The following is a 25171-nucleotide window of genomic DNA, read 5'->3' as shown; positions in this document are numbered from 1 at the left end:
CTCGCTCCTAGATGATCACTTTTGAAAAGTCTTTGATCCCCAGGGGATTGAGAAAACTGCTCTCCACTATCTTCTGCCACACCGTAGCAATCTGCCTCGAGACGTCTGCCCCGGAGTCATATTCAATAACGCTTTTGCCCTCAACCATCGCCTGAACAAAGACCGGATCAAAGGAAATACGTCCCAATAACTGAAGATTTCGCTCTTTGGCATTTCGTTCAATCTGCGCAGTCATCTCCAGGTTGAGGTCAAATTTATTTACCAGCACCATCCCCGGCACCCGGAAATGAACTGCCAACTCAACCAGTCGTTCCATATCATGGATTCCGGAGAGTGTCGGTTCAACCACCATAACCAGCACAGTTGCACCACCAATTGCCGCAATCACCGGACAGCCAATACCTGGAGGCCCATCGGTCAGGATCAGGTTAAGCCCCTCATCTTCTGCCAGGTCTTTGGCCTGCTTCCGAACCAGACTGACCAGTTTTCCAGAGTTTTCCTCGGCTATACCCAACCGGGCATGAACCATTGGCCCGTTTTTTGTTGTGGAGCGAAACCATTCCCCGCATTTTTTTGTTGGAAAATCTATTGCCTGTTCAGGACAAAGATCGACACAGACCCCACACCCTTCGCAGCTGATATCATCCACCACATAGTCTTCTGATATTGCCCCAAATCTGCATAATTCACGACACCTGCCACATTCAACACAACGATCCGTATTGATAACGGCAATGCCTCCCCCCATAAATTCAGTGGTCTGCTGAACCTGCGGTTGTAAAAGCAAATGCAAATCTGCGGCATCAACATCCGCATCACAGATCACACTTTTTTTCGAAAGCTTGGTAAAAGCTGCAGTAATACTGGTTTTCCCGGTGCCACCCTTACCACTGACTACAACAATTTCTCTCATGGTTTCTCCTCAGCACTCGGCCAGCATTTCAATTTTTCGGTACAACCCTGCAAAACTCTTACGCCAGTCAGGGTTGATATCAGCCAACATATTTCCCCTGGAGTAGGCTTCTGCGATTTTCCTGTCAAACTGGATCTCAAGCAGAATCGGTATGCCCTCTTTCTGTGCATACTTATGCACTTTATCCGTGCCAAGATCGGACCGATTAATTACCAGCCCGCAAGGAATTTTCAGCAACTTGACCGCCTCAACAGCAAGTTGCAGATCATGCAGGCCAAAAGGTGTCGGCTCGGTGACAAGAAGTACAAAGTCGGCGTTGTTCATGGCCGCAATAACCGGACACGACGTCCCCGGTGGAGCATCGATAATGACAGCTCCTTGTTCATGCGCATGGTTTCGTACCGCTTTTATCAAAGGCGGGGACATCGCCTCACCAACACGTAACCGGCCGTGTCCGAAATCCACCGTTCCACACTTGCCAAGTTCCACCTGGCCAAGTTCACGTCGACCTTCAGCAATGGCCTGTTCGGGACAAACCTCAACACAACCACCACACCCATGACACAATTCCGGAAAGGTAAGTACGGTTTCACCCACCAATGTAATCGCACTGTATCGGCAGATCTCTGCGCATTTGTTGCAGTATGAACACTTTTCACTATCCACCTCGGGCACCATTGCATAGGCCGGTTCAGTGAACTCAATTTCCGGATTCAGGAATAAATGTGCATTCGGTTCTTCCACATCACAGTCGAGCAGCTGGACTTTCTCATCAAGACTGTATGCCATATTGGTGGCCACCGTGGTTTTACCGGTGCCTCCCTTACCGCTGGCAACACTGACTATCATTTTCTTCTCCTTAAACCGGGAACAAATCAACCCCAGATTACATGATAATGGGCAATAAGCTTTTCCGCCGACTCTCCATCCGGCGGACTGGGTAACTGCATAAGTACCCCAAGACCCTCTGTCTTTTCGTGAAAATCATTTTCGGATGAAGTACTTACGAGGGCCGTATTAACAAAAGGGTATTGTTGCGCAATACGAACCACCAGATCCAGTCCGCCCATATCAGCCAGTTGTTGGTCAACAGCCACAATCTGGATCGAATCTGTGGATACACGTTGTAAAACCGCCTCACCGGATTCATCCCGATGCAGGACGGCATTTTTTTTCTTCAAGGCCGCTTCAAACTCCTGGAACCTCGCGCCTCCACCTGCCAGTACAATCTGCAAATCCTGTCTGTCACTCATTAGAACTCCATCTTTTTATTTATCCAGGAGTGTGTCGTAAAATTACCATTTTCACTCACACCAAGGCATTGCCAGGAAATTGAACGGAACCATAGAACTGAAATTGCGAGCCTCAATTTCCTGATAATAACGCCGAGTTGGGGCTAAAGGGTTTTCTCCGACGGGCTATCAGTTCTCATCCTAAAACGACCTCTATTCTTCAGCCCGTTTTCCCTCTCGCAGGTCAACAAGTCCCCTGCCGCCTCTATACCAATCGATCCGGCCACAACGATTATTACCGCAGCAACCAGGCATCCGATAGGATTCTATGGTGTATCCCTGTGCATACACTTGCAGGACCGGATCCACCATTCCCGCAATAAATGGAATCAGGCGGATACCACTGTCTTCCACTACACTGGCGGGTCCTTTGGAAATGGCACCACAAATAAGTTCACCAATACCCTTTTCCTGCAACAGGTTAACAAAATCGCGGATTCTCGTGGGTGAACAGGGCAATAATTCGCGTGATACGGATTCGCACCCTCTAATTTCAACAACAAGAAGCATCCTTGCCGCATCAAAAACAGGTGATATGCGATCGCCCCAGACAGTTACTCCAACTTTCATCACTTTTCCTCCACGTTTACCAGAAGAGGAAAAGCAATTGTTGTGCCACTAAGTGAGCAGGAAAGGACTGGCAGATTTACACTTGAAATATCAGAAGATTACGAGATCAATGACCCAAAAACAGAGAAATGTAGACTGGAAGACAGTGTCGCGATATCGCGACCAAATGAGAAACAACAGTCGCACACAGTCGCATTCTTGCGACACTGCGATTGATTTAATGAACCAGGAACAATTGATCAGCGAACTGACCTGCCGTCCTGTTCCGGCAGGATAATGCCAAGTTTTTTCAGCTTTCTATAAAGAGTTGATTTATGCATGCCAAGATCGACAGCTGCAGCCTGTCGGTTGTTTCTGTTTCGCATCAAGGCCTCCAGGATTGCCGTTTCCTCTATGGAACGAACAACCCCGCCAAGTGTCTCGCCTCCTGCAGCCGAGATGGAGTTCAATGAGCTGGCATTTTGCGGACCTTTCAAAAGTGAAGGTGGCAGGTGCTCTGGCCTGATACTGGATTCCCCGCATAAGACAAAAGCATGCTCGATAATATTCTCCAGCTCCCTGATGTTCCCCGGATAATCATGGGAGAGTAACAACGCCATCGCCTCCGGTACCACACCCTCAATATTCTTGCCGGACTTAATATTCATCTTCTCCACAAAACGGTTGGTGAGCAGCACAATATCTTCCATCCGTTCGCGCAGGGGAGGCAAAACTAACCGGACGATATTGATCCGGTAAAAGAGATCCCGGCGAAACTGGCCCGACTCCACCATCTCTTCAAGGTTCCTGTGGGTTGCAGCGATAATGCGAACATCAGTCATTCTTTTCTCTACCGAGCCAAGGGGTTGAAACTCACATTCCTCCAGGACGCGGAGCAACCGCACCTGGAAGGCTGGGCTTGTATCCCCTATCTCATCGAGCAAAATCGTCCCACCGGCGGCAGCCTCAAACAGACCTGGCTTGTCCTTATCCGCACCGGTGAAGGCACCGGCCACATAGCCGAACAGCTCCGACTCAAGCAGATTGTCCGGCAACGCTCCACAGTTAATACCGGTAAAACTCTTGTCAGCCCTGTTTGAAAGAGAGTGTATGGTTCGAGCGAACAACTCCTTGCCGGTGCCGGTTTCACCATCAAGGAGCACCGTGCTGTCACTCTCCGCCACCTGGGGCAGGATTTTGAGCATATTGTTCATCACCTTACTGCGACTCACAATATCACGTACCTGGTACTGACCGGCCAGTTCCCTCCGCAACTCCTCTACAAGACGCTGATCGCGAAATGTCTCAACCCCACCGAGCACCTCTCCATGCTCATCTTTGAGCAATGCTGTTGAAACCGATATCGGCACGCGCTCCTGGCTGCCGGTAATTATATAGGTGGACGATGAGATAAGCGACCGTCCTTCCTGCATCGTTTTTTTCAGGGCACAGCTCGCCTCACACATGTTGGAGCGAAAGACCTCCCAACAGTAGCGGCCTACGGCCTCATCCCTGCCTATTCCGGTTATCTCTTCCGCTGCCCGGTTAAATGACATGATACGCCAGTTATGATCGACGGTGAAAACACCATCCGAGATACTGTCCAGGATTATTTCCTGGGCAAAATCGGCAATAGTGCCACCGGCTGCGTTATCTTTTCCCGAACTTTTTTTCTTCACACTCAGTGCAGCCCCCTCGGCACTTCACGATACAAATGAATATTTTACTGTTTAACAAAACTGCAATCTACCTGGAATTACGTTTCTTTTCCAGCCGGTCAATGGCCACTATCACATGTGGGTAAAGATTCTCCACAATCCGTTTATACCCCTCATGATTTGGGTGGAGACCGTCATCCAGATTCAACTCGGCAACCGTAGCAACATCCTGCAAAAAAAACTCCATAAACGGATAATCGAACTTTTCGGCCACATCCGGATACACCATGTTAAATGCGGAGGTATAGTCCTCTCCAAGGTTCCAGACCATCAGCATACCGGTCAGTACGACCTCGACATCCGCTTGCTGTAATTTCCGAAGGATTTTTTCCAGATTTTTTTGCAGAAGTTCAACATCCTGCCCCCTTAACCCGTCATTGGCACCGGTCTCAAGGATAACAATGTCCGGTTTCATGGTTAGTATCCAGTCAATCCGGCTCAAGGTACCGCTGGAGGTCTCCCCGCTCACCCCCGAATTCACCACCTGATAATTCCTGCCGTCTTTTTTCAACCTCTCAGCTAAAAGAGCGGGAAATGCCTGAGCTTCATCAAGCCCCAAGCCGGCCGTCAGGCTGTCACCCACAGCCACAATAAGCCCTGCTGTTTCTTCTTGAACAACGGATTCTGCTTTCTTTTGCTCCCCATTGTCGCATCCGCCTGTAAAAATGCCGCCCAGGACTAAAGAGAGACAGACCAACAGCCATAATCCATGTTTTTTATTCAACACTCTGCTCCCGTAAAAAAGATGCAGGTTTCTGGCGTATGATATTCACACAGCCAGCCGTCCCGACCACACTCACCACCACCAGAGTGGCAACGGCAAGCAGGAGGGAAGATACCCAGTGACTGTCATAGCCGATATCAAAGAAATAGGTACAAATGCCCCAGCCACCTATCTGGGCCAACACTATTCCCAAAAAAACACTGACCAGACCGAGGATAAGGTTTTCCGTTAAGAATACGGATAAAACAAATCTCGCCCCCCCGCCAAGGATCTTATAATAAACCGCTTCGCGCAACCTGGCAAACCGGGTAGCAACAATCGAACTCATCAGGATCAGCGCACCAGCACTCATGGAAAAGAGGGCGAGAAAGTTAATAACTCTCGCAAGTTTCTCCATGATACTTCCTATTTCAGAAGCGGCCCGGGCCATATTAATGAGGCTCACATTGGGATATTTACTCACAATCTCACTTTGCATCTTGCCAATTGAGGTCTCTTTTGCATGTAAAGCACCAAAAAATGTCTTCGGTGCTTTATCCAACACCCGTGTCGGAAAAACAAAATAGAAGAAGGGATACAACATGGAGCGATTACGGCTGCGGATGCTGGTGACTTCCGCCGTCAGTTCAACTCCCTGGATATTGAATTCCAACAGATCCCCTTTCTCCATATCCCCCATCTCAGCAACGCTATCAAGGATCGATACCGGCACCGGCGCATCTGCCCCCCTGACATCGCCAAACAGGCTATTCCCTTCTTCAAGCACTTCATCCTGGAGCAGATCATCGCGATAGGTCATGTTGAACTCCCTGCTCAAGCTGTCCCGAAAACGTTTTTTCTCTCCCCCCTTCACCCGCTCCCCATTGATTGCCTTCAGCCGTGCCCGGATAATCGGGTGTAACTCCAGCTCACCTCCGACCAAAACACGAACCCCGTCACGCTGTTCATCCTGGATATCAACCAGGAAAACATTGGGGGCATCGTCCGGATACGATTCGACAAACGTGGCCTGCAGATTGTACCGGACGAGAAAAATAACAAGCAGGATGGCGAGTGCTGAGGAGAGCGTTACGATGACGGCGCCGGACCTGTTTCCCGTACGCAACAAACTCCTGAGCGCCAGGCGCACCAGCAGCGGTCCATTATCAAGACGACGTAACAGGGTAAATAATAGATGGGTAAACAGTGCAACCACGACTATCAGCCCACCTGCACCGACCAGGAAATAGAGCCCGGATCGCACATCCTTCAACTGGCCGACAACCAGAACAGCTAAGAGAATCAGGCCGATAGCCATAAAGAAGTAGTACCCCATACCCTTGTGAACTGATTCAGCAGTCTTCCGGAAGATCCCGTTGGGCTTTATCCCTCGCAACCGGTACAGGGGGAGAAACGTAAAGAAGAGGGTAGCCAGCAACCCGAGACCGAGCCCCATGGTGATATCCGCCAGGGACAACCCTGTCAGTGATTCTGCCCCGACAAGGTCGCCGACAACAAGGGGCAACCCAAATTTCAGGGCAACCCCAAGACCTATGCCCAAAAGGCTACCCAAAAAGCCGAAGAACAAGACAAGCGCTCCGTAATGAACCAAGAGGAAACGTGAAGATCCCCCAAGGGTCCTGACAATAGCCAGGCTTTTCTCCCGCTGGTTCAATAAAGCGGAAAGAGAACTCTGCATACCCGCACCAGCCAGGAGAAGAGTGAAAACGGCAATCAGGGAGAGAAAGAACAACAGGTTGTCAAAAAATCGCTTCAATCCGGAGTTTGCCGATCGATAGGTTTCGACCCTCTCACTTCCGCTGACCGCTGCATCACGTAAGATCTGCACCATCTTCTCCAGGGAAGATGCCTTGTCGACCTTGATGCGCAGTCCGTACCTGACTCGTGAGCCACTTTTCACAAGCCCTGTTTTCTCAAGATCCGGTTCTGAAATGAGAATACGGGGACCGAGATTTACAAGCTGGATAGGTCGTGACGACTCGGCAACAATAATATCTGCGATCTGCAGTGCGTGATTTCCTACATGGAGGGTATCACCCAGTTCCAGATTCAGCCTCTGCAGCAGTGAATCTTCCACCACTGCGTACCCGGGCCGCAACTTCGATCGAAGTGCCCTGCCGGATTGCAAGTCAACTGCACCGTACAAGGGATAAGCCCGACCCACTGCCATGATATTGGCAAACAGGGTAGCATCGTTCTCAGCCCGCACTACCGAATAGAACCGCCATGTCCGAACCCGTGCCTGTTCATCAGGCTGCACCTTGGCAGCCGCTTGAAGAAGTTGCGCACTCAACGGATAATTCGAGCGTAAGATAATATCCCCGCCATGCAAAGCCTGCCCGTCCCCGATGATAGAGGTCTCAATATCACGGGTAAAACTGGAGACAGCCACCAGCATAGTGATGGAAAGCGCTGTACAGAGTGTGAAGATGAACGCCTGGCCACGGCTTGCCCACATCTCCCTGGACAGGAAACGCAGGTTCATTATGCCCCCCCATCCTGTTCACGCTGCAAACGACCGTCATGTAGATAGAGTATCCTGTCCGCCATAGCCGCGATTTCCTTGCTGTGGGTCGCCATAACCAGGCTGGTTGTTTGCTCCCGGTACAATTCAGTCAGCAAGTCTATAACAATTTTTGAATTTTCCGAATCAAGATTGCCGGTAGGTTCATCAGCAAAGATGATATCCGGTTCGTTGATCAGCGCCCGACAGATAGCCACCCGTTGTTTCTCACCCCCTGATAGCTGATCAGGAAAATGCGACCGGCGTTCCCACAGGTCGACCTTGCGCAGGAGTTTTTCTCCTTTTGCCCGGCCATCCCTATCACCCTTCAGGTCGGCAGGAAACATTATATTTTCCAGGGCACTCAACGAGGGGATAAGATGAAATGACTGGAAAACAAAACCGGTACTCCTGTTACGAATCACCCCAAGGTCATCTTCACTCAGGTCGGTAATATCCCGACCGCCGATAAAAACCCGACCCTCCGTGGGGCGCTCCAACCCGGACAACAAGCTGAGAAGTGTGGTCTTGCCACTTCCGCTCTTACCTGAAATCACGACAAATTCACCCTTTGCAACAGATAAGCTCACATCATCGACAATGCGCTCCATGGTATTGCCGATCCGGTATTCCCTGGTAAGGTCAGTTGCCTTGAGTATCTCTTCTTTCATTATATTCCCCGGAGATATATATAAACTTTGAAACTCCCTGTTGTTACAATATCGTACCACCTTACAATAAACATCCCTGGCAAAAAAACGAAGATGTATATTGGATCTTGGGTTTCACCTCACTCTCTGTTATACCTGTTAGCAGAAATAAAGTATTTTTTGCGCTCCTCCCAGCCCCTGCATGTTCGGCAAATCATGAAGAAAACCAAACCAGGCCATACGAAACCCCAGACCAGGATCAGCGAACTGCTGCGCCTATTGGCACCGTCTTTTGCCAAGCATCGGCTGCGATTACTGACCGGTTTTTTCGCCCTGCTCGGTGTGGACCTGATGCAATTGCTGATCCCACGGATCATTAAGAGTGGTGTTGACGGCTTGTCCCAGCAGAGTATTGATGAACCCCGGCTGCTGCAACTCTCCGGCCTGATCATTCTTTTCGGAATACTGGTTGCCGCCCTGCGCTTTAGCTGGCGATACCTGATAATCGGATTTTCACGTATACTGGAGAGAGCTGTACGGGATCGTATTTTCAGTCATATCCTTCAAATGGATGCACCATTTTTTGAAAAGCACACGACCGGTGACCTGATGGCCCGGTCCGGTAACGACATGAGCAGCGTTCAGATGGCCTGCGGCATGGGCCTTGTTGCCGCAACCGATGCGTTGATGATGTCCTCGGCAGCTATCTGCTTCATGATGTATATCCACCCCAAACTCACCCTGCTTGCCCTGCTGCCCATGCCGTTTTTGGCATTCTGTACCAGAATTCTCTCTTCCAAACTGCATCATCGTTTCAGCACTGTCCAGGAGGAGTTTTCCCTGCTCACGGAGTTTGCCCGTTCCACCCTTATCTCCATCAGGTTGATTAAGGCAAACACTATGGAAATATTCCAGACGGCCCGCTTCGGGGATCTGGGCGATAAATACGTCAAATCAAACCTTCGCGTCGCCGTCATCCAGGGGTTAATGCACCCCATCGCCACTCTTGTCGGCAACCTCGGCATGCTGCTGGTTCTTTTTTACGGTGGAAAACTGGTTATTGAAAACGAAATCACCATCGGTGATTTCGTTGCCTTTATCAGCTATCTTTATATGCTGGTATGGCCCATGATGGCTATCGGCTGGGTCACCAACCTGGTCCAGCGGGGACTGACCTCCCTCGGCCGGATCCATTCGGTAGTAACCAGTGAACCGACACTTCCCGTTGTTATAAACAGTGGATTCACATACCAAAATGAAGTCAGCATCCAGACTAAAGGCCTGGAATTCTCTTACGCATCATCGAGCCAACCTGCACTCTCGGATTTAAACGTCAATTTCACGCCTGGCCTGCACGGCATTACCGGCAGAACGGGCAGCGGCAAGTCAACCCTGTGCAAATTACTGGTCCGTCTCTACCCTGTACACAACAACCAGCTTCTCCTAAACAACAAAGATATCAATACGCTGCCAGTTGAATATGTGAGAGCCCACATCGGTTATGTCAGCCAGGAACCGGTCCTTTTTTCTGATACCATACGTGCCAATATCGCACTTGGCCGGCCGGATGCCACATCAGCGGAAATTGAAATGGTAGCCCATGCCGCTGCCATCTACGAGGATATTGCCGAATTTCCAAACCGTTTCGAAACACAGATCGGTGAACGGGGGGTAACGCTCTCCGGAGGCCAGCGGCAACGGCTTGCTCTTGCCCGGGCCCTGTTGTGCGACCGTCCAGTGCTTATAATTGACGACGGTCTGTCCGCCGTCGACGTGGCCACTGAACATGTCATCCTGCAAAATCTCCAGCAACAACTGACCGGAAAGACGGTAATAATCGTCTCTAACCGTATCAAGCTTCTCTCGTTAACCGACCGGATCCTTGTACTGGAAGAAGGACGTGTCATCCATGACGGCAACCACGAGCAGCTCTTTGACAACAGCGACCTGTACCGTTCCATGTATGACAAACAGATGCGCAGTGAGACGCATGGGGAGGTCGCTCGGTGAGGAATTTCGGTTACGAAGAAGACGGACACACTCGCTCAGTCGGTGATATGCGACTCTGGAAAAGGATAGTGCGCTACACCTCCGTCCACGGAGTTGCCTTTGCCGGCGCAGTCTTTATCTCCCTGCTGGTTACCGGTGCGACCTTGGCCCAGCCGTGGCTGATGCAGATCGGCATTGACCGCTACATCACCAACGAGACCCTTAATTTAGCAGGAAGGGTGGGAGGATTGAGCAACACCGCAGTCTGGTACGGCGCCATGGTGATCATGGTCTTTCTGTTCTCATTTTTCCAGATTATCCTGCTTGAGTATATCGGCCAGTCGATCATGCACTCCATACGCCAGGACCTGTTCAGTCATCTATTGCGGCTCGACCTTCCTTTTTTCAACGCCAACCCCACAGGGCGACTGGTAACCAGACTGACCAACGACATCCAGAACATGCACGAGATGTTCACCTCGGTCATGGTCACTCTTTTCAACGACTGCCTGAGGCTTTTAGGAATCCTCATCGCCCTGTTTATTATGAACAGTAAGCTGGCATTATTGATGTCTCTTTTCATGCCGATCGCTATCATCACCACTATCCTTTTTGCCAGGCTGGCGCGGGAGCGATTCCGGGCCATCCGCAGCCAGCTCGCAAAAATCAACAGCTTTCTGTCGGAAACGCTTTCCGGTATTACCATCCTGCAAATCTTCAACAGGCAGGACTACACCCGTGATCAGTTTGAGAAGCTCAATAAAGGTTACCTGCAACGCACCCTTTCGCAGATACGACTGTTCGGCACCTTCATGCCGTTAACGGAGTTTATGAGTTCTGCTGCCGTTGCACTTATCCTCTGGTACGGCGGCAGGGAAATATTGCATCAGCACCTCACTGTGGGAGAATTGGTGGCATTCATCTCGTATATGCGCCTCTTTTTTCAGCCGCTCAGGGAGTTGTCACAGAAATTCTCCATCGTTCAATCGGCCATGGCCTCGGCCGAACGCATTTTCCAGCTTCAGGATACCCAACCGGTTATTGAGGAACCGACACATCCAACACAGAAAAGGGACTTTGAAGGGCGGCTCGATTTCAATGGAATCACCTTCGGTTATGATGCTGAAACACCGGTTATCCACGATCTGCAGTTGACGGTAAAAGCGGGCAAGACAGTGGCCATGGTCGGCACCACAGGTTCGGGCAAAACCACGCTTGTCAACCTGCTGCTCCGATTTTACACCCCGCAACAGGGAGACATCTGCATTGACGGAATCCCCGTCTCCGAAATCTCCCACAATCACCTCAGGAACCTGGTGGGTGTGGTTCTGCAGGATACGCTGCTGCTCCAGGACAGCCTGCTGTCCAATATCGTAATGGATACGGGAAAGACCCGTGACGATGTACTGGAGATTATGCGCAAGACGGGCATGAAAAGGTTTATCGACAAACTACCGGAAGGATTGGACACTCAAATAGGTGACGGCGGCCAGGAACTCTCAACCGGTGAAAAGCAGTTGCTCTCCTTTGCCCGCATCCTATGCCGTGACCCCAGGGTTCTTATTTTGGATGAGGCAACCGCTGCCATCGATACGGAGTCTGAAAACATTCTCGAAGAGGCAATTACCGATATTTTCAAAGGCCGCACCTCACTCATCATTGCCCACCGGCTCTCTACTATTCGCAGAGCCGACCATATCGTGGTGATGAAAAACGGTCGAATAACGGAACAGGGCAATCATGAACAATTGATGCAAAAGCAGGCACACTACTACGAACTGGTCACCATGGATTTAAGCAGCGACATAGAGCAAAATACACAAAAAAATGAAAAATGAAGTAAGTGACAAAGAATTAAAAAAGGTTATCGGAGATTTCCTGGAAATGGGACATGTGGAGAACATTGTTGCCATGTTCAGGCGCTACCCCGACTACTACAACTGGGCAGGGGACATCCTAAACGATGAACGGCTGGCTGTGCGCCTTGGGGTCTCGATACTTTTTGAGGAATTAAAAGCAATACAACCGGATAAAATCCACCTGGCCATCCCCTCGCTCAAACCGTTGCTCAGTTCTGACTCTCCAATGATCCGGGGTGAAGCGGTAGGGCTGCTGGGTATAATAGGCACAAAAGAGTGTTTTGAAAGTATCCGGACGCTTGCCTCCGACCCCAGCCCTCAGGTACGGGAGATGGTCGAACTGGCCCTGGAGGACGACCAATGAGGTGGTCATGGTGGTTTTCCGTCCTGCTTTCAATCCTCTCCTACACCGGCCTGAAATACGGGCTGCCACTTATCGCCGGAGAAGACGTTCTACCTGAGGATTTCCTGAAAATGCTGGCCCCTCTTACCGCTATGGGGTTTCTTCTGTTAGCGGCCAAACAACTTTATGATATTCCCTCAATTGAAGGGGAATATCCGGATGAAAAGGAGAACCCGGCAGAGAACAACGGCGAGTCAAACCCTACCGATACGGACTGATACCTCCACGTTCATACCACTCTTTTTTGCTTTGATACATCCGTTGATCAGCAAGGGCAACGGTTTGGCGTGGTCCCTGTTCAAGGCTTGAGGCCATACCGAAGCTGATATAGACCTGTTCCTCAGTCACTTCACCGCTTACCTCGTCAACACACTCCACCACAAGCCCAGCCAGCTTGGTGTTGATCCGGTGCAACAGCTCCGCAGCCTGATCCAGATCGGTTGCGGGACAGAGGATAACAACCTCATCCCCCCCCATACGGAACACGAGATCCGAGTTCCTGACCTCATCCAACAAAAACTCTGCACAGGTACGAATCAACAGGTCCCCGGCATGATGCCCGTATGTGTCATTAACTCGTTTGAGCCCATTTATATCACCATAAATAATAGAGAAAGGCTTTTCATCCACAGCCTTTTTCTCCCAGGCATCTATAATCCGATCAAAATAGTTCCTGTTAAACAATCCGCTCAGGTGATCAGTGTTGCTATACCGTTCCAGCTCGATGGCCTGGATTCGGGTGCGTGTCATGCCGCGTATGGTTTCCAGGAATACGCCCAGGGTTTTTCGCTCCTCACTATCCAATCGGCGTCCCTTGACAAAGAGCTTAAAGCAATAGAGCGTCTGGCCTTTGATTGAAGAAGATTTAATTCCTCCACCGAAAACCTGCCAGTCATCCCCTTCCAATGAAGAAAGCTGTTCCTCATCGTGCCCGTCGCCAACGGAAGCAAATCCCAGCACATAAGGATGAACCTGCAACAGGAAGGTTGTATCTTTATGCTGGATTCCCCTGAAAGCCATGTAAGGAATAATCCTGGGCCTTGGTCCCTCGACCAGCAGGCCGAAACCGCGTCCCGGAAAGATTGTCTCAAAACGTTTAAGCAACAGGCTGAAGATCTCATCCAGGTCGTCAAACCGGGAGACCTCAACCGAGATATCGAGCAGGGCCGAAAAAATCTCGTTCTGCTTATCTGCCTCCTCTTTCAATTCAACCATGGCATTATGGGATGCCTCGAAAAAATCTTTCAGCACCTGGACCAGTATCAGTGCCATCAGTCCAATCAACTCGATCCTGAAAACTTCCCAGACATTATCGAGCGAGAGTGGCGTGATCGTATGTGAGGCAAAAAACGCCCCAGCTACAGATAATGGATAGAGCACCATTGCCACTTGCCACTTGGCAAACACACTATAGAACATCAGGATAAATATGAGGGTAACAGCCCAGTATGTCGTAGTATCGAGCATCAGCATATAACTGAAATAGGCGGGCATCGTAAGGGCGACAGTGAGCTCGAAATAGACTTTATGAGGAACCCGCCAATTGGCCGTCGGATAAAAAAGGAACGGGATATAGAGAGAAACTACTACCATACGGAGCAAAATCTCCTGCATATCAGAATCGACAAAATGAAGGGTGAAAAAGAAAAGCAGGTGGCAGATAATAGCCATCTTGCCAACCTGACGGACCACACCCTCAATAATTTGATAATTCCAGTTATACTCTGATAATTTTAAAATTCCCGGATACATGAACAGATCTTTGTGAAAGTTGTTTTTATCTTTGCATAGGACTTTTATGGCAGCTGCTGAAAGCCCTCATGAATCGAACATTTGAAGTATAGCGGAAAATGATTCTGTTTGGAATTTTTGCTTACAAAATAAAACAGTTGTTCTTTTCAGACGGTATGAGGAGAAGGAGGATGATGGTTTCCTTTTCAGCCAGATGAGGTATATTCATCTTTTAGTTTGCACTCTACGACCAAAGGCTTCTCCACCATTTTACATAGCAGGAAACATGCTCTCCCAAATAGAAGAAACACTGCTCAAGGAATTCCTGGCCCAGATCCCCTACCCAGAGCAGACCCTCTCGTTCAACGAGCTGATGGGGTTTATGTACGGTCTGGCGATCACACCGGTAGAAATCCCGCCGGAAGAGTGGCTGCTTACCATATTCGGTGACGACGTAGACAGCGTGCCCGCCGAAGCCCGGGCCAGGGGAATGAACCTGATCCTTAGCCAGGTATATGAATCGTTTATGGCCAGGAAAATGCGTGGCGCACTTCACTTTCCCTACCCGGTTGAAAACCTTCAGGATAAGAACCTGGAAGAGTTACTTGAGTGGAGTTACGGTTTTGAAGAGGCGCTCGCCCTGCGACCGGAAATATGGGAACCGGATGAAGACAACCCTGATCCGGACAACAAACAGGAAGAGCTGTTTTTCAGCATGATGGTTATCCAGGGCCTGAATGACCCGATTGAAATCATGCCATTTTTTGAAAAGATCCCGGCAGAAATATTCTCTGAGACCTTTGCCAGTTTCGACCCGGATGACGATGACCGTGAACTGCAGGTCCAGGCATTCCTCATTGCCACCCTGCCCCTTGCCGTCCAGACCCTGCAGGATTACGGAGCACGTCTGCAAAAAAGCGGTGTTCATGTAAGCAGACCGGCGACAACAAAAGCTCCAATAAACGAAAAGAACAAACCTGCAAAGGGAAAGGTTATACAGGTTGACTTCTCCAAACGCAAAAAGAAATAACCAACTGTGACACGTACTACAGATAATCCTGAACTGCTGCTCGCCCACGAGTTTGTCCGCTATACCAACTGCAACATCTTCCTCACCGGTAAGGCGGGAACCGGCAAGACCACGTTTCTGCACGACATTGCCCTACAATCGGAGAAACGGCTGATAATCACTGCCCCCACCGGTGTTGCAGCCATCAACGCCGGTGGCGTCACTCTCCATTCATTTTTCCAGATGCCGTTCAGCCCCTTTGTGCCCGGTGCCGAGATGTACAACGAGCAGCGGCATCATCGAATGAGCCGGGAAAAAAAGAACATCATCCGCAGCCTTGACCTGCTGGTCATAGATGAAATCAGTATGGTCCGCGCCGACCTGCTCGACTGTGTCGACCACATGCTGCGGCGCCATCGCCGCTCAGACAAACCATTCGGCGGTGTGCAACTGTTAATGATCGGGGATCTGCACCAACTCCCGCCGGTGGTCAGGGATCAGGAGTGGCAGTTGCTGCGCAACCATTACCAGTCGCCCTATTTTTTCAGCAGCACCGCCCTCTCTAAAACAGAACTGATTCCCATAGAACTCAAAAAGATCTACCGCCAGTCGGACCAGACCTTTATCGACATTCTCAACCAGGTGCGAAACAATCAGCTGGAGCCTGCCACCCTCAAAAAGCTCAATTCACGACTTGATCCCGATTTTTATCCGGCAGACGACGAAGGCTATATTACCCTCTGTACCCACAACAGCAGGGCCGATTCGATCAATGTCACCAAACTGGCCGAACTTACCGGTCCGGGCTCCTTTTTTAATGCCGAACTCGAAGGAGACTTCCCAGAACATGCGTACCCGACCATCGACACGCTCGAACTGAAAAAGGGCGCCCAGGTCATGTTTGTCCGTAATGATCCGTCGCCTGACAAAGAGTATTTCAATGGTAAAATAGGGACCATCATGGCCATTGATGATGAAGAGATTCTTGTTAAATGCCAGGATGATGCTAACATGATTACCGTTGCCCGCACCACCTGGCAGAATACCAAATACACTCTTGATCCCGAGACCAATGAGATCTCGACTGAGGTAATCGGAACATTTACCCAGTATCCGCTTAAACTTGCCTGGGCTATAACCATCCACAAAAGCCAGGGGCTTACTTTTGACAGGGCCATTATTGATGCCGAAGCTGCATTCGCCCATGGCCAGGTGTATGTGGCACTCAGCCGTTGCCGGACTTTCGAAGGATTGGTCCTCAGTTCACCCGTGGCCTCTTCGGGAATAAAAAGTGACCAGACGGTAAACCAATTTGTACGCCACGCTGAGCAAAACCCTCCTACCACTGACAAACTCGACCAGGCTAAAATACGATACCAGCAGCAACTGCTGCACGAAGCCTTCAGTTTTAATAATCTGCGGGCAGCCCTCAATAATTTGGTCCGCGTACTGGAACGTAACGCAACGGTTATTCATGTTACCGGTGTCTCTGATCCCGGTGAAATATACCGCAGGACCGAGGAAGAGATATTTCAGGTAGGTGAAAACTTCAGACGTCAGCTTACCGGGCTGTTCCAGGATTCGACCCTGCCGGGTGATGATCCGGCCATCAGGGAACGACTTGCTAAAGCCGCCAACTATTTCCGGGACAAAATCACCAGCCTGCCCGGTACTATCGCCAATAATCTGACAACCGAAACAGACAATAAGGAAATTCGTAAAAAGCTAAAGAACGGCCAAAAATGGTTGATGGAAGCAACTGCCGTAAAACTTGCGGCAGTTGAGAGCTGCGGTGAGGATTTTTCACCCCCCAGATACCTGCGGGCAATTTCCAATGTTGAGGTGGAACTCTCCAAACCTCAAAAGACGACTAAATCATCGATAAATTATTCCGAATCGGACATCGCTCATCCCGAACTGTTTGAGAAACTAAAAGCATGGCGAGCGCAAAAAGCGCAAAAAGATCGCCTGGCCCCTTTTCACATCATGCACCAAAAGACGCTCATACAGTTAACCATTCAGATGCCCGACACCCTGGCAGATTTTCAGAAGGTCAAGGGAATAGGCAAAAAGTTAACGGAAAAATATGGAGCAGAGCTGGTAGAGCAGATCAGCATGTACCGCAAGGAACACGGTATATCTACAGTCATACTCCCTGATAAAAAAGAGCAAAAAGATACTCCGGAAGAAAAGAAGCTGGATCCCCACAGGGGCAAAACAAAAGAATACACCCTCGAACTTTTCAGGACCGGCCTGGACATTAAACAGATTGCCGATAAAAGAGAACTCACCACGACAACGATTGAAGGACATCTCGCCCACTGGGTAAAGTCAGGGGACGTTGCCGTTGGGGACGTTATTGAAAAGACAAAGATCAAGCCGATAACTAAGGCTATCCAGGCCAACCCGGGCTCCACCTTCAAGCAAATCAAGGAGGCTCTGGATGATGAATTCTCCTATGGGGAGATAAAACTTGTTTTCTCCCACCTTTCCGCAACCGGAGGCATCAGTTCATGAGAAATTCCGTCTCATCTCACCGGGTTCTCTCCTGAAAGCTAACCGATGGTAGTTAGTTCTCTTGACATGGTGGAGAGTGACTCAGCGCCTTTTTCGGTGATAATGACATCATCCTCGATACGAACCCCGTTTTTACCGGCGATATAGATACCTGGTTCAACAGTGTAAGCCATACCGACCTCTAACACCTGCTCGTTTTCTCCATGCATATATGGGTCTTCATGGCATTCCATGCCAATGCCGTGTCCGGTACGGTGATGGAAAAGTGAGCCATATCCACCTTCTTCGATCACCTCACGGGCTGCCCTGTCAACGGTGGCACACGGGACACCAGCTCGTCCTGCTTCCCGGCCCGCCCTGTTGGCCCTGTGAACAAGATCGTGTATTCTCCGACTTTCCTCGTCCACTTCACCTATGGCAAATGTTCTGGTCAGATCCGAGACATAGCCGTTGAAACTTGCACCCCAGTCGATAATTAACAGGTCACCATGCCGAAGTATTCTCTCTCCCGGTTTCGCGTGGGGGTTAGCCCCATTGGGCCCTCCTGCCACAATCGGAGAAAACGGCAGTGTCCCCTCCGAGCCGTTGCGTAGAAGCTGTAACACCAGCTCTGAGGCGATATCCTGTTCACGAACACCGGCCGCAATCATCGGCAGGGTCGCTGTCAGCGCATCCTGGGCAATACGTACCGCTTCCCGCATATTGGCGATCTCGGCCTCATCCTTTTGCATTCGCAAGCGAGCCGAGACCCCCGAACCATCCGTATAGTCGGCCGCGATCGCTCCTTTCAGGTAATTGTATTCCAGAAGACGCATCCTGTTGGGTTCTACACCAACTCTCCGACCGGCCAAGCCCAGATCGGCCAGGGCTGTTGCAAACACCGCCTGCCATCTCTCTGGATTCTCGTCATAGGTAAAGACCCGGGGATCCCAATCAAGATCCGCAAGTTTACGCTGTTCCAGTTGGGGCAGGATAATGGTGGGAGCATCACTGGTTGTTAAAATCATCACAACGGGTCGTTCCATCAGGTGAAATTGCAACCCACTCAGGTAGGTCATCGTCGGACCCGCATTGATAGCCAGTGCATGCAACCCGGCCTCTTCCATATAGCTATATAATCTGTCCAGTCGTGATTGAGCCATCATTACCCCTTTATCTCATAAAGACATTGTGTTAACCATGAAGATGCAGTTTTGCCGCTGACGCCATAAACAGTTAAGAACAACCATTTATCATGTCTTCAGCAAAATTGAAACGAAAGACGATCCTTACAACAGGAAATGAAATGAATACGGAACAGGCCAGGGAAATCTTTGCAAGAGACCGCTACGCCGCCCTGACAGGTATAGAGATTGACGAGGCCGCACCAGGCTACTGCAGGGCGCACCTCGTACTTGAAGACAAACACATGAACGGTGCCAATGTAGTCCAGGGTGGAGCCATCTTCACCCTGGCCGACCTGGCCTTTGCCGTCGCCTCAAACAGCCACGGCCAATTGGCCCTGGCCATAAACGTCAACATCTCCTTTTTACAAAGCAAAAAGACCGGTACATTGTTCGCCACAGCACGCGAAGTGAAGGAACCGGGGAGAATCGGGGCCTACGATGTACTGGTCACCGACGAGCAGGACGATGTTATCGCCAGGTTTAATGGCCTGGCCTATCGAAAAAAGGAACCGTTCTGACCCTATTTCTTTTTGCTCCGATACCGCTTGAGTAATTGATTTACAGTTGGTTGCCCGAAGTGAAATCGGTAAAACTGACGAGCAGGTCTTTTTTCTTGAGACCGACGACCCTGCCGCTTTTCTCCTTGATATCCTTGGATTCATACAACAGGTAGGTATCGCCATCCTGGATAATAAAACCGCAGGTCTGGCCCTGCCGTCTCCGGCTCAGACTACGGCTAAAACACATCCTACCGTCGTCTGCCACATTCCAGGCACGGGTTTGGGAGCTGTCGTCGTAAACCGTCTTGGCAATACCCATACTTGAGGTAAAAGCCTTGAACGGTTCCTCCCTGGTGTTCTTGCCACTCTTCCGCTCATTCTGAACCGTCATGGTTTTATCATTGAACAGGTTTTGTACTTCCCTGGCTGTCAACAGCTTTTCCGCACTGCAGTTTACAGCTCCGATGGTAAGCATCAACATAGATACACCAATAACTGCCACAACAGATTTCATCAAAAGCCCTCCCTGGGATAAAAGTTATACGATTTTTTTAGCAGCAATACTTTTAGATCTCTATTTTTGCACCCAAGGTGGCAACAAACTTTGCCAACCAGACCGGGTGTGCCGGCCATGCCGGTGCAGTCACCAAATTATCCTCAACATGGGCGTCATCGATTTCAATTTCCACATATTTTCCGCCAGCAGCAGCTACTTCCGGTGCACAGGCGGGATAGGCAGAGCACTCACGACCGGTCAAGACCCCTGCCGCAGATAGAAGCTGCGCCCCATGGCAGATGGCCGCCACCGGTTTTCTGGTTTCGGCAAAATGTCTGACGATATCCAAGACTTTCTCGTTTAAACGAAGATACTCAGGTGCCCGACCGCCCGGAATAACCAGCCCGACATAGTCCCCCACCGAAATCTCCTCAAAATCAGCGTTCAGGGTAAAGTTATGCCCCCGTTTTTCACTGTAGGTCTGGTCGCCTTCAAAATCGTGGATAGAGGTCCTTACAAATTCACCCGCCTTTTTATCCGGACAAATGGCGTCAACCTGGTAGCCAAGCATGGACAGGGCCTGAAAAGGTACCATAACCTCATAATCCTCAACGTAATCACCGACTATCATCAATAATTTTTTTGCCGTCATAACATTTCTCCTGGTATTTTTAGTGGGTTGAATGGATGGTACACTCATGTTTGTATCGTAATCATGGAGGAAAAACAACCGTCCCCTCTCGATTATTTTGCAGAAGACTTTTCAGTCAGGGTAGTATATCTATAAACGATTACCACAACTTCACCCCAAAAGGAGAACATCATGAAAAAATATGTGTGCGATGTATGCGGTTTCGAATATGACCCGGCAATTGGCATCCCCAACAAGGGCATAGAGCCAGGCACGGCCTTTGAAGATTTGCCGGATGACTTCACCTGCCCGGTCTGCGGGGTTGATAAATCCGAGTTCAGCCCGGTTGATTAAAATAACAACAGACCTGATATTGGTTTTGTGTCCATGATTGTTGTTGCAGCCGCTATCGTCAGGAAAAACGGCTTGATACTCGCTGCTCGAAAGAAAAGAGGGTTGCACCTTGCCGGATACTGGGAATTTCCCGGCGGCAAGGTGGAACCGGGCGAATCCCCCCGTTCCTGCCTGCAACGAGAACTCAAGGAAGAACTGGATATAACGTGTAAAATTGGGGATTTTCTCGGGGAATCTCTGCACGACTATGGCTCCAAACATATCCGTCTGCTCGGATATTACGCTGTTGCCGATGACTCGCAGGTCCGCCTCAGCGATCACGACAGAATCTGCTGGCTGCCACCGGATAAGCTCCACACACTCAATTGGGCCCCCGCCGACATCCCGCTTGTTGAAAGAGTTGAAGCCGACGGGATCAACTTATCAACAATCCGGTATTACGACAATAACGCCTACGATTACATTCTGAAAACAAGGGATCTGAACATGTCATCCCAGTGGCGGTCATTTATCGCCCTGCTCCCGGATAGAGGATATATTCTCGATCTTGGTTGTGGCTCCGGCAGGGACAGCCGCCATTTCCTGGATCAGGGTTTTCGGGTTACAGCGGTGGAACCTTCACCGGTGCTGGCTGCTGCTGCAGAAGATTTTCTCGGCCAAACCGTCGAAATATACGGTGCGCAGCAGGTGTGTGCAGAGAAGCAATACGATGGGATCTGGGCATGTGCCAGCCTGATTCACCTTCCGCACCAGCACCTTTCTGCTTCCCTGACACGATTGGCGAAGGCCCTTAAGCAATCAGGAATTCTGTACATCTCCTACAAGCTGACAGCAACAGAAGACCGGGATAAAAGTGACCTGCATATCAACATAATTTCACGAGATGAACTCATATCCATCCTGACGGAGCTTTCTTTAATATCAGTAATCAGATGGTGGAAAACCACTTCCAACATTCCGAATTCAGACGATATCTGGCTCAACATCCTTTGCCGCAGAAATTGAGTATCGGGTCAAGCCTCTCTCAGTTATAATTTCTTTAAGACAGCCTCTGCAATTTGTTTGCAAAAGGCCAGTTTTTCCTCTTCACTTTTGGTTGGCTGCATTACCGAAATAAGCAACATGTACGTCCCCTCAAAAACGGTAAGTTGCCCCGTCTGCCCATCCCAGGTAGCCTTTGTACCAACGCCTGAAATCGTGCCCAACTCATAATCAGGCAGACTTGCCTTCAATTCGGCCACGTATTCATCATATACCTGATCGACACTTCTCCCTTTTGCAATAGGCCGAATGAGTATTCCGGACGACTGGTTCGTCTCGGGAGCAAAATAATTGCACATGGACATCCAGCTGCCATTCTGCTCATCCACCTTGTGGGTCTCTCTTGGTGGATTGTCGACTTTGGTACCAAAAAACGTTTCAATTTCATCATGAGTAAACAGACTGCACGCTTGTATCGGTTCACTGAAAAGAGTATCCGGCTCGCTACTGCAACCGGGACAAAAGAACAACAGAAGCAAAAAAAGATGAAATAGGACTGTCCTTCCTGTAAACATTCTTATCATAACACCCTCTTTCAACATCGACGTATTGAGTGCTTAACCATGCACTTAAAACCATCTCCATTTTGATAACGGCTTATTTCCCTAGTTACACTTCCCGACAAAATGAGCAAAAAAAAGACTTACATCTTGAATTGAAAATTCAGGCCTGCAAATATCTGCCAGTCTGGCCATGTGCCACCATCATCTGCAATGGACACCTGGGGTTCTACAAAAACATTCATGACCACTTTTTCTGTGGGAATAACCTTACCGACACCAAGCCCCAAGGGAATCGAATAGGTATCATTTTCAAAATTATAGGCCCATACCGGGGTACTGCGCAGATACCAGCCGCCACCAAGCTGGTACAAGGTAAAATACTGGAACGCTGCCAGACTCACGTCGTCCCGGTCATCTTCACCGGCAAAACTACCCATCCAGGTGAGGAGGTAACCGTATTGGAACCTTTGGGAAGAGGCATTAAAGAGGACATTGGCAAACCCTCCGGACCACTTCTCACTTCCCAGCACATCTTCAGATGCCGTTGGGGCGTTCAGCATCGGACCAATCCCAAAGCTGAGAGTGGGTTTACCTGTATCAAAGAGATAGGCGGCAAGAATATTAAAATCACCAAGCCCTGTTTCAGTATCTCCATCCATACCAAACGGGAAACTGTTCACCGGCAGGGATGCACGCATCAGCCAGTTCGTTTTCCCGATGGAAAAAGGCTGGGCGTATCGTAACCAGAACTGGTTCCCGTCTTCATCCATGCCGGTATACTCCCCTATATAATAATCGTGGAAATTCAGCGCTCTCATGTTGGCGAGTGGATTATTGGCCTGGGCATAGCATCTGCATCCTCGGCCTGAACAGAGCAGACCGGTGCGGACAACACGAAACAACAGAGCATCACAACCAATATCAAGCTCTTCATTCTCACTCCTCCATGATCGTAGGTAAAGACACATTCCGGCCGAGAAAAGACCCGAACAGGCTATTGGCCCAAAACCAATAATGATATTGAGCTAGCCCCCAAAATAAAACAACTTCCTCCCCCCCTCAACAGGGTACATCTACAAAAGTAGTATTCACAGAAGAAAGTCGAAAAATCAACTATTTCATCCCCTCGTCACCAGCTCAGGAGGACGGGGACAGGACTTCTTCAATCAACTCCCGCACCGCCTGGTAGATCACGGGATCACCACTTCGTCGGGGACCTGCTACGTTAAGCACCTCGACCCGATTCTCCCGCAACCACTCCAACACCTCCGCCAGACGGCGCTCGTCAGAACCGGAAAGACAGTCAATGTGTAAGCAGGGACGCTTGTGCTTTCCTGCAAAAATACGAGTCAGGAGTGAACCACCGGTTAACTCCCCGTGGGAAACGATTAAAGTGCCATCGGAATCGAGAACATTTTTCTCGGTACGTTTTCTATAGTCACCGGAACCCATCTCAGACATAATATACCTCAGAGGAAGTGGTCCGTTCTCTGTTTTACGACCCTTGGGAAGCCAGCCTCCGTACGGGCAACCTTTCGCTATTGCGGCATCAAGAGCGGCCTGATCGGCCCCACTCTGCCCACCTGAAATTATTTTTTTGATAGCGGGTCGGCTCATAGGCTGAAAGCTGGTTCAAAGAGAAGGCGATAAAAAAACATAAAGTAATCGTTCAACTAAAGGACATTTGCGTATAATATTACACAAGCTGATCACGAAGTTCAAGGGGTGGACAAGACCCCACTCGCACCCATTCGCTAAACGCCAGAGGAATGACTATGAAGACCATTGTACCTGGCAGGGAAGATCAATTCCTGCAAGAGGCAGTTGAAGCATTTTCCTCCGCTCAAAAGGTGGTAGCACTCACCGGTGCTGGCATATCCGTACCAAGCGGTATTCCTGATTTCAGAAGCCCTGGTGGGTTGTGGACTCTTTTTTCTCCAGATGAGTACGGCACCATCGAGGTCTTCAGGAACGACCCGGAAAAAGCGTGGCAACTCTACCGAGAGTTAGGCAAAGGCCTTCAGGATAAAAAACCGAACCGCGCCCATCAGGTTTTGGCCGAGTTTGAAGCAAAGCAGATGCTGCGGGGAGTCGTCACCCAGAACATAGATAACCTGCACCAAAGTGCCGGAAGTAATAAGGTGTATGAAATCCATGGGGATCATCAACACCTGCAATGTATCAGGTGCGAATATCTCATTGAAGCGGAGGAAGACCATTACAATACAGATACCATCCCGCTTTGTGCAGACTGCAACGCCCCCTTAAAACCAAATGTTGTCTTGTTTGGGGAGGCAGTCAGGCGGCTCGACGATATCCACGATTTTATAGCCGGCTGCGACCTGCTTATGGTCATTGGCACCTCAGCCCAGGTGTATCCTGCAGCTGCCCTCCCCACTATAGTCAAGCAGCACGGAGGAAAAGTTTATGAGTTCAACATGGTGGAGGCACTCACCCACGGTATATCCGATTTCTTCTTCAGGGGTGACCTGAGCAGTACTTTACCCGCTTTCAGGGAAGCGATTTTTACATAAACGATTTGAAATTGCTAATGTTTTGAGGACATTTCACCGATACAGAATGCCAGATACAGTAAAAGATTACACACCCGGCAGATGTTTTA

General features: G+C 49.8%; 25 protein-coding genes. 10 read left to right on the top strand and 15 right to left on the bottom strand.

Going from position 1 to position 25171, the window contains the following annotated elements:
- Positions 1 to 7: 7 nt before the first annotated feature.
- The 8 genes from GA520_RS01435 to GA520_RS01400 form a co-directional block, all read right to left on the bottom strand.
- Positions 8 to 913 carry a 4Fe-4S binding protein gene (locus tag GA520_RS01435; RefSeq protein ID WP_163337247.1) on the bottom strand — a complete coding sequence of 302 codons (906 nt, stop codon included), beginning with the start codon at positions 911 to 913 and terminating at the stop codon, positions 8 to 10.
- Between the two features lie 9 nt (positions 914 to 922).
- The gene (locus GA520_RS01430) at positions 923 to 1762 is read right to left on the bottom strand and encodes an ATP-binding protein (protein ID WP_163337246.1); all 840 of its coding nucleotides are present in this window, start codon (positions 1760 to 1762) and stop codon (positions 923 to 925) included.
- 26 nt (positions 1763 to 1788) lie between these two features.
- On the bottom strand, positions 1789 to 2166 hold the full coding sequence (locus GA520_RS01425; protein ID WP_163337245.1) for a hypothetical protein: 378 nt from the start codon (positions 2164 to 2166) through the stop codon (positions 1789 to 1791).
- 192 nt (positions 2167 to 2358) lie between these two features.
- Positions 2359 to 2775, bottom strand: coding sequence for a NifB/NifX family molybdenum-iron cluster-binding protein (locus tag GA520_RS01420; RefSeq protein WP_163337244.1), 417 nt, complete (start codon positions 2773 to 2775; stop codon positions 2359 to 2361).
- A gap of 239 nt (positions 2776 to 3014) precedes the next feature.
- Positions 3015 to 4388, bottom strand: a complete 1374-nt coding sequence (locus GA520_RS01415; RefSeq protein WP_240910109.1) for a sigma 54-interacting transcriptional regulator — start codon at positions 4386 to 4388, stop codon at positions 3015 to 3017.
- 112 nt (positions 4389 to 4500) lie between these two features.
- Positions 4501 to 5196 (bottom strand): arylesterase, encoded by a 696-nt coding sequence (locus GA520_RS01410; protein WP_240910099.1) that lies wholly within the window; start codon positions 5194 to 5196, stop codon positions 4501 to 4503.
- The gene (locus tag GA520_RS01405; RefSeq protein WP_163337243.1) at positions 5189 to 7681 is read right to left on the bottom strand and encodes an ABC transporter permease; all 2493 of its coding nucleotides are present in this window, start codon (positions 7679 to 7681) and stop codon (positions 5189 to 5191) included. The genes GA520_RS01410 and GA520_RS01405 overlap by 8 nt, the downstream gene beginning before the upstream one ends.
- A complete protein-coding gene (locus GA520_RS01400) occupies positions 7681 to 8370 on the bottom strand; it encodes an ABC transporter ATP-binding protein (protein WP_163337242.1) in 690 nt (229 codons plus the stop codon). The genes GA520_RS01405 and GA520_RS01400 overlap by 1 nt, the downstream gene beginning before the upstream one ends.
- A gap of 195 nt (positions 8371 to 8565) precedes the next feature.
- Here GA520_RS01400 and GA520_RS01395 point away from each other — a divergent pair, with 195 nt between their 5' ends.
- Genes GA520_RS01395 through GA520_RS01380 form a run of 4 tightly spaced genes read left to right on the top strand, consistent with a single transcriptional unit; the run spans position 8566 to position 12818 of the window.
- Positions 8566 to 10359 carry an ABC transporter ATP-binding protein gene (locus GA520_RS01395; RefSeq protein WP_163337241.1) on the top strand — a complete coding sequence of 598 codons (1794 nt, stop codon included), beginning with the start codon at positions 8566 to 8568 and terminating at the stop codon, positions 10357 to 10359.
- Positions 10356 to 12176, top strand: coding sequence for an ABC transporter ATP-binding protein (locus tag GA520_RS01390; RefSeq protein WP_163337240.1), 1821 nt, complete (start codon positions 10356 to 10358; stop codon positions 12174 to 12176). The genes GA520_RS01395 and GA520_RS01390 overlap by 4 nt, the downstream gene beginning before the upstream one ends.
- Positions 12166 to 12561: a HEAT repeat domain-containing protein gene (locus GA520_RS01385; protein ID WP_163337239.1), complete on the top strand. Its 396-nt coding sequence runs from the start codon at positions 12166 to 12168 to the stop codon at positions 12559 to 12561. The genes GA520_RS01390 and GA520_RS01385 overlap by 11 nt, the downstream gene beginning before the upstream one ends.
- Entirely contained in the window at positions 12558 to 12818 is a 261-nt protein-coding gene (locus GA520_RS01380) for a hypothetical protein (RefSeq protein ID WP_163337238.1), read from the top strand. The genes GA520_RS01385 and GA520_RS01380 overlap by 4 nt, the downstream gene beginning before the upstream one ends.
- Here GA520_RS01380 and GA520_RS01375 read toward each other — a convergent pair.
- A complete protein-coding gene (locus tag GA520_RS01375; RefSeq protein ID WP_163337237.1) occupies positions 12802 to 14352 on the bottom strand; it encodes a GGDEF domain-containing protein in 1551 nt (516 codons plus the stop codon). The two genes, GA520_RS01380 and GA520_RS01375, sit on opposite strands and share 17 nt — an antisense overlap.
- Before the next feature lie 265 nt (positions 14353 to 14617).
- Here GA520_RS01375 and GA520_RS01370 point away from each other — a divergent pair, with 265 nt between their 5' ends.
- Together GA520_RS01370 and GA520_RS01365 are read left to right on the top strand one after the other, a co-directional pair.
- Positions 14618 to 15361, top strand: a complete 744-nt coding sequence (locus GA520_RS01370; RefSeq protein ID WP_163337236.1) for a UPF0149 family protein — start codon at positions 14618 to 14620, stop codon at positions 15359 to 15361.
- A 6-nt stretch (positions 15362 to 15367) separates the two neighbouring features.
- Positions 15368 to 17857 (top strand): helix-turn-helix domain-containing protein, encoded by a 2490-nt coding sequence (locus GA520_RS01365; RefSeq protein ID WP_163337235.1) that lies wholly within the window; start codon positions 15368 to 15370, stop codon positions 17855 to 17857.
- Between the two features lie 38 nt (positions 17858 to 17895).
- Here GA520_RS01365 and GA520_RS01360 read toward each other — a convergent pair whose 3' ends face one another.
- Positions 17896 to 19002, bottom strand: coding sequence for a Xaa-Pro peptidase family protein (locus tag GA520_RS01360; RefSeq protein WP_205749225.1), 1107 nt, complete (start codon positions 19000 to 19002; stop codon positions 17896 to 17898).
- A 140-nt stretch (positions 19003 to 19142) separates the two neighbouring features.
- Here GA520_RS01360 and GA520_RS01355 point away from each other — a divergent pair, with 140 nt between their 5' ends.
- Positions 19143 to 19541 (top strand): PaaI family thioesterase, encoded by a 399-nt coding sequence (locus GA520_RS01355; protein WP_163337234.1) that lies wholly within the window; start codon positions 19143 to 19145, stop codon positions 19539 to 19541.
- 40 nt (positions 19542 to 19581) lie between these two features.
- Here the strand turns inward: GA520_RS01355 and GA520_RS01350 are convergent, their stop codons facing one another.
- Positions 19582 to 20037 (bottom strand): hypothetical protein, encoded by a 456-nt coding sequence (locus GA520_RS01350; protein ID WP_163337233.1) that lies wholly within the window; start codon positions 20035 to 20037, stop codon positions 19582 to 19584.
- A 52-nt stretch (positions 20038 to 20089) separates the two neighbouring features.
- The gene (locus GA520_RS01345; RefSeq protein ID WP_163337232.1) at positions 20090 to 20671 is read right to left on the bottom strand and encodes a DJ-1/PfpI family protein; all 582 of its coding nucleotides are present in this window, start codon (positions 20669 to 20671) and stop codon (positions 20090 to 20092) included.
- A 171-nt stretch (positions 20672 to 20842) separates the two neighbouring features.
- Between GA520_RS01345 and rd the strand changes: the two genes are divergently transcribed.
- Together rd and GA520_RS01335 are read left to right on the top strand one after the other, a co-directional pair.
- Positions 20843 to 21004 (top strand): rubredoxin, encoded by a 162-nt coding sequence (gene rd, locus GA520_RS01340; RefSeq protein WP_163337231.1) that lies wholly within the window; start codon positions 20843 to 20845, stop codon positions 21002 to 21004.
- Between the two features lie 33 nt (positions 21005 to 21037).
- On the top strand, positions 21038 to 22009 hold the full coding sequence (locus GA520_RS01335) for an NUDIX domain-containing protein (protein WP_163337230.1): 972 nt from the start codon (positions 21038 to 21040) through the stop codon (positions 22007 to 22009).
- 23 nt (positions 22010 to 22032) lie between these two features.
- Here the strand turns inward: GA520_RS01335 and GA520_RS01330 are convergent, their stop codons facing one another.
- From GA520_RS01330 to GA520_RS01320, 3 genes are all read right to left on the bottom strand, one after another.
- Positions 22033 to 22569, bottom strand: a complete 537-nt coding sequence (locus GA520_RS01330; RefSeq protein ID WP_163337229.1) for a hypothetical protein — start codon at positions 22567 to 22569, stop codon at positions 22033 to 22035.
- A 119-nt stretch (positions 22570 to 22688) separates the two neighbouring features.
- Positions 22689 to 23516 carry a hypothetical protein gene (locus GA520_RS01325; RefSeq protein WP_205749224.1) on the bottom strand — a complete coding sequence of 276 codons (828 nt, stop codon included), beginning with the start codon at positions 23514 to 23516 and terminating at the stop codon, positions 22689 to 22691.
- 169 nt (positions 23517 to 23685) lie between these two features.
- On the bottom strand, positions 23686 to 24165 hold the full coding sequence (locus tag GA520_RS01320; protein ID WP_163337228.1) for a putative molybdenum carrier protein: 480 nt from the start codon (positions 24163 to 24165) through the stop codon (positions 23686 to 23688).
- A 158-nt stretch (positions 24166 to 24323) separates the two neighbouring features.
- Between GA520_RS01320 and GA520_RS01315 the strand changes: the two genes are divergently transcribed.
- Positions 24324 to 25082, top strand: a complete 759-nt coding sequence (locus GA520_RS01315) for an NAD-dependent deacylase (RefSeq protein WP_163337227.1) — start codon at positions 24324 to 24326, stop codon at positions 25080 to 25082.
- Positions 25083 to 25171: the final 89 nt, after the last annotated feature.

It is taken from the genome of Desulfopila sp. IMCC35008 (assembly GCF_010646885.2).
Taxonomy (GTDB): Bacteria; Desulfobacterota; Desulfobulbia; order Desulfobulbales; family Desulfocapsaceae; genus Desulfopila.
This window is presented reverse-complemented; position numbering and strand designations above follow the sequence as displayed.

Coding starts and splice junctions, on each gene's coding strand:
- GA520_RS01395 (WP_163337241.1), top strand. CDS start 8,566: ATGAAGAAAACCAAACCAGGCCATACGAAACCCCAGACCAGGATCAGC.
- GA520_RS01370 (WP_163337236.1), top strand. CDS start 14,618: ATGCTCTCCCAAATAGAAGAAACACTGCTCAAGGAATTCCTGGCCCAG.
- GA520_RS01360 (WP_205749225.1), bottom strand. CDS start 19,002: ATGATGGCTCAATCACGACTGGACAGATTATATAGCTATATGGAAGAG.
- GA520_RS01315 (WP_163337227.1), top strand. CDS start 24,324: ATGAAGACCATTGTACCTGGCAGGGAAGATCAATTCCTGCAAGAGGCA.
- GA520_RS01380 (WP_163337238.1), top strand. CDS start 12,558: ATGAGGTGGTCATGGTGGTTTTCCGTCCTGCTTTCAATCCTCTCCTAC.
- GA520_RS01355 (WP_163337234.1), top strand. CDS start 19,143: ATGAATACGGAACAGGCCAGGGAAATCTTTGCAAGAGACCGCTACGCC.
- GA520_RS01350 (WP_163337233.1), bottom strand. CDS start 20,037: ATGAAATCTGTTGTGGCAGTTATTGGTGTATCTATGTTGATGCTTACC.
- GA520_RS01425 (WP_163337245.1), bottom strand. CDS start 2,166: ATGAGTGACAGACAGGATTTGCAGATTGTACTGGCAGGTGGAGGCGCG.
- GA520_RS01330 (WP_163337229.1), bottom strand. CDS start 22,569: ATGATAAGAATGTTTACAGGAAGGACAGTCCTATTTCATCTTTTTTTG.
- GA520_RS01400 (WP_163337242.1), bottom strand. CDS start 8,370: ATGAAAGAAGAGATACTCAAGGCAACTGACCTTACCAGGGAATACCGG.
- GA520_RS01420 (WP_163337244.1), bottom strand. CDS start 2,775: ATGAAAGTTGGAGTAACTGTCTGGGGCGATCGCATATCACCTGTTTTT.
- GA520_RS01430 (WP_163337246.1), bottom strand. CDS start 1,762: ATGATAGTCAGTGTTGCCAGCGGTAAGGGAGGCACCGGTAAAACCACG.
- GA520_RS01435 (WP_163337247.1), bottom strand. CDS start 913: ATGAGAGAAATTGTTGTAGTCAGTGGTAAGGGTGGCACCGGGAAAACC.
- GA520_RS01320 (WP_163337228.1), bottom strand. CDS start 24,165: ATGAGCCGACCCGCTATCAAAAAAATAATTTCAGGTGGGCAGAGTGGG.
- GA520_RS01405 (WP_163337243.1), bottom strand. CDS start 7,681: ATGAACCTGCGTTTCCTGTCCAGGGAGATGTGGGCAAGCCGTGGCCAG.
- GA520_RS01335 (WP_163337230.1), top strand. CDS start 21,038: ATGATTGTTGTTGCAGCCGCTATCGTCAGGAAAAACGGCTTGATACTC.
- GA520_RS01385 (WP_163337239.1), top strand. CDS start 12,166: ATGAAAAATGAAGTAAGTGACAAAGAATTAAAAAAGGTTATCGGAGAT.
- rd (WP_163337231.1), top strand. CDS start 20,843: ATGAAAAAATATGTGTGCGATGTATGCGGTTTCGAATATGACCCGGCA.
- GA520_RS01375 (WP_163337237.1), bottom strand. CDS start 14,352: ATGTATCCGGGAATTTTAAAATTATCAGAGTATAACTGGAATTATCAA.
- GA520_RS01325 (WP_205749224.1), bottom strand. CDS start 23,516: ATGTGTCTTTACCTACGATCATGGAGGAGTGAGAATGAAGAGCTTGAT.
- GA520_RS01345 (WP_163337232.1), bottom strand. CDS start 20,671: ATGACGGCAAAAAAATTATTGATGATAGTCGGTGATTACGTTGAGGAT.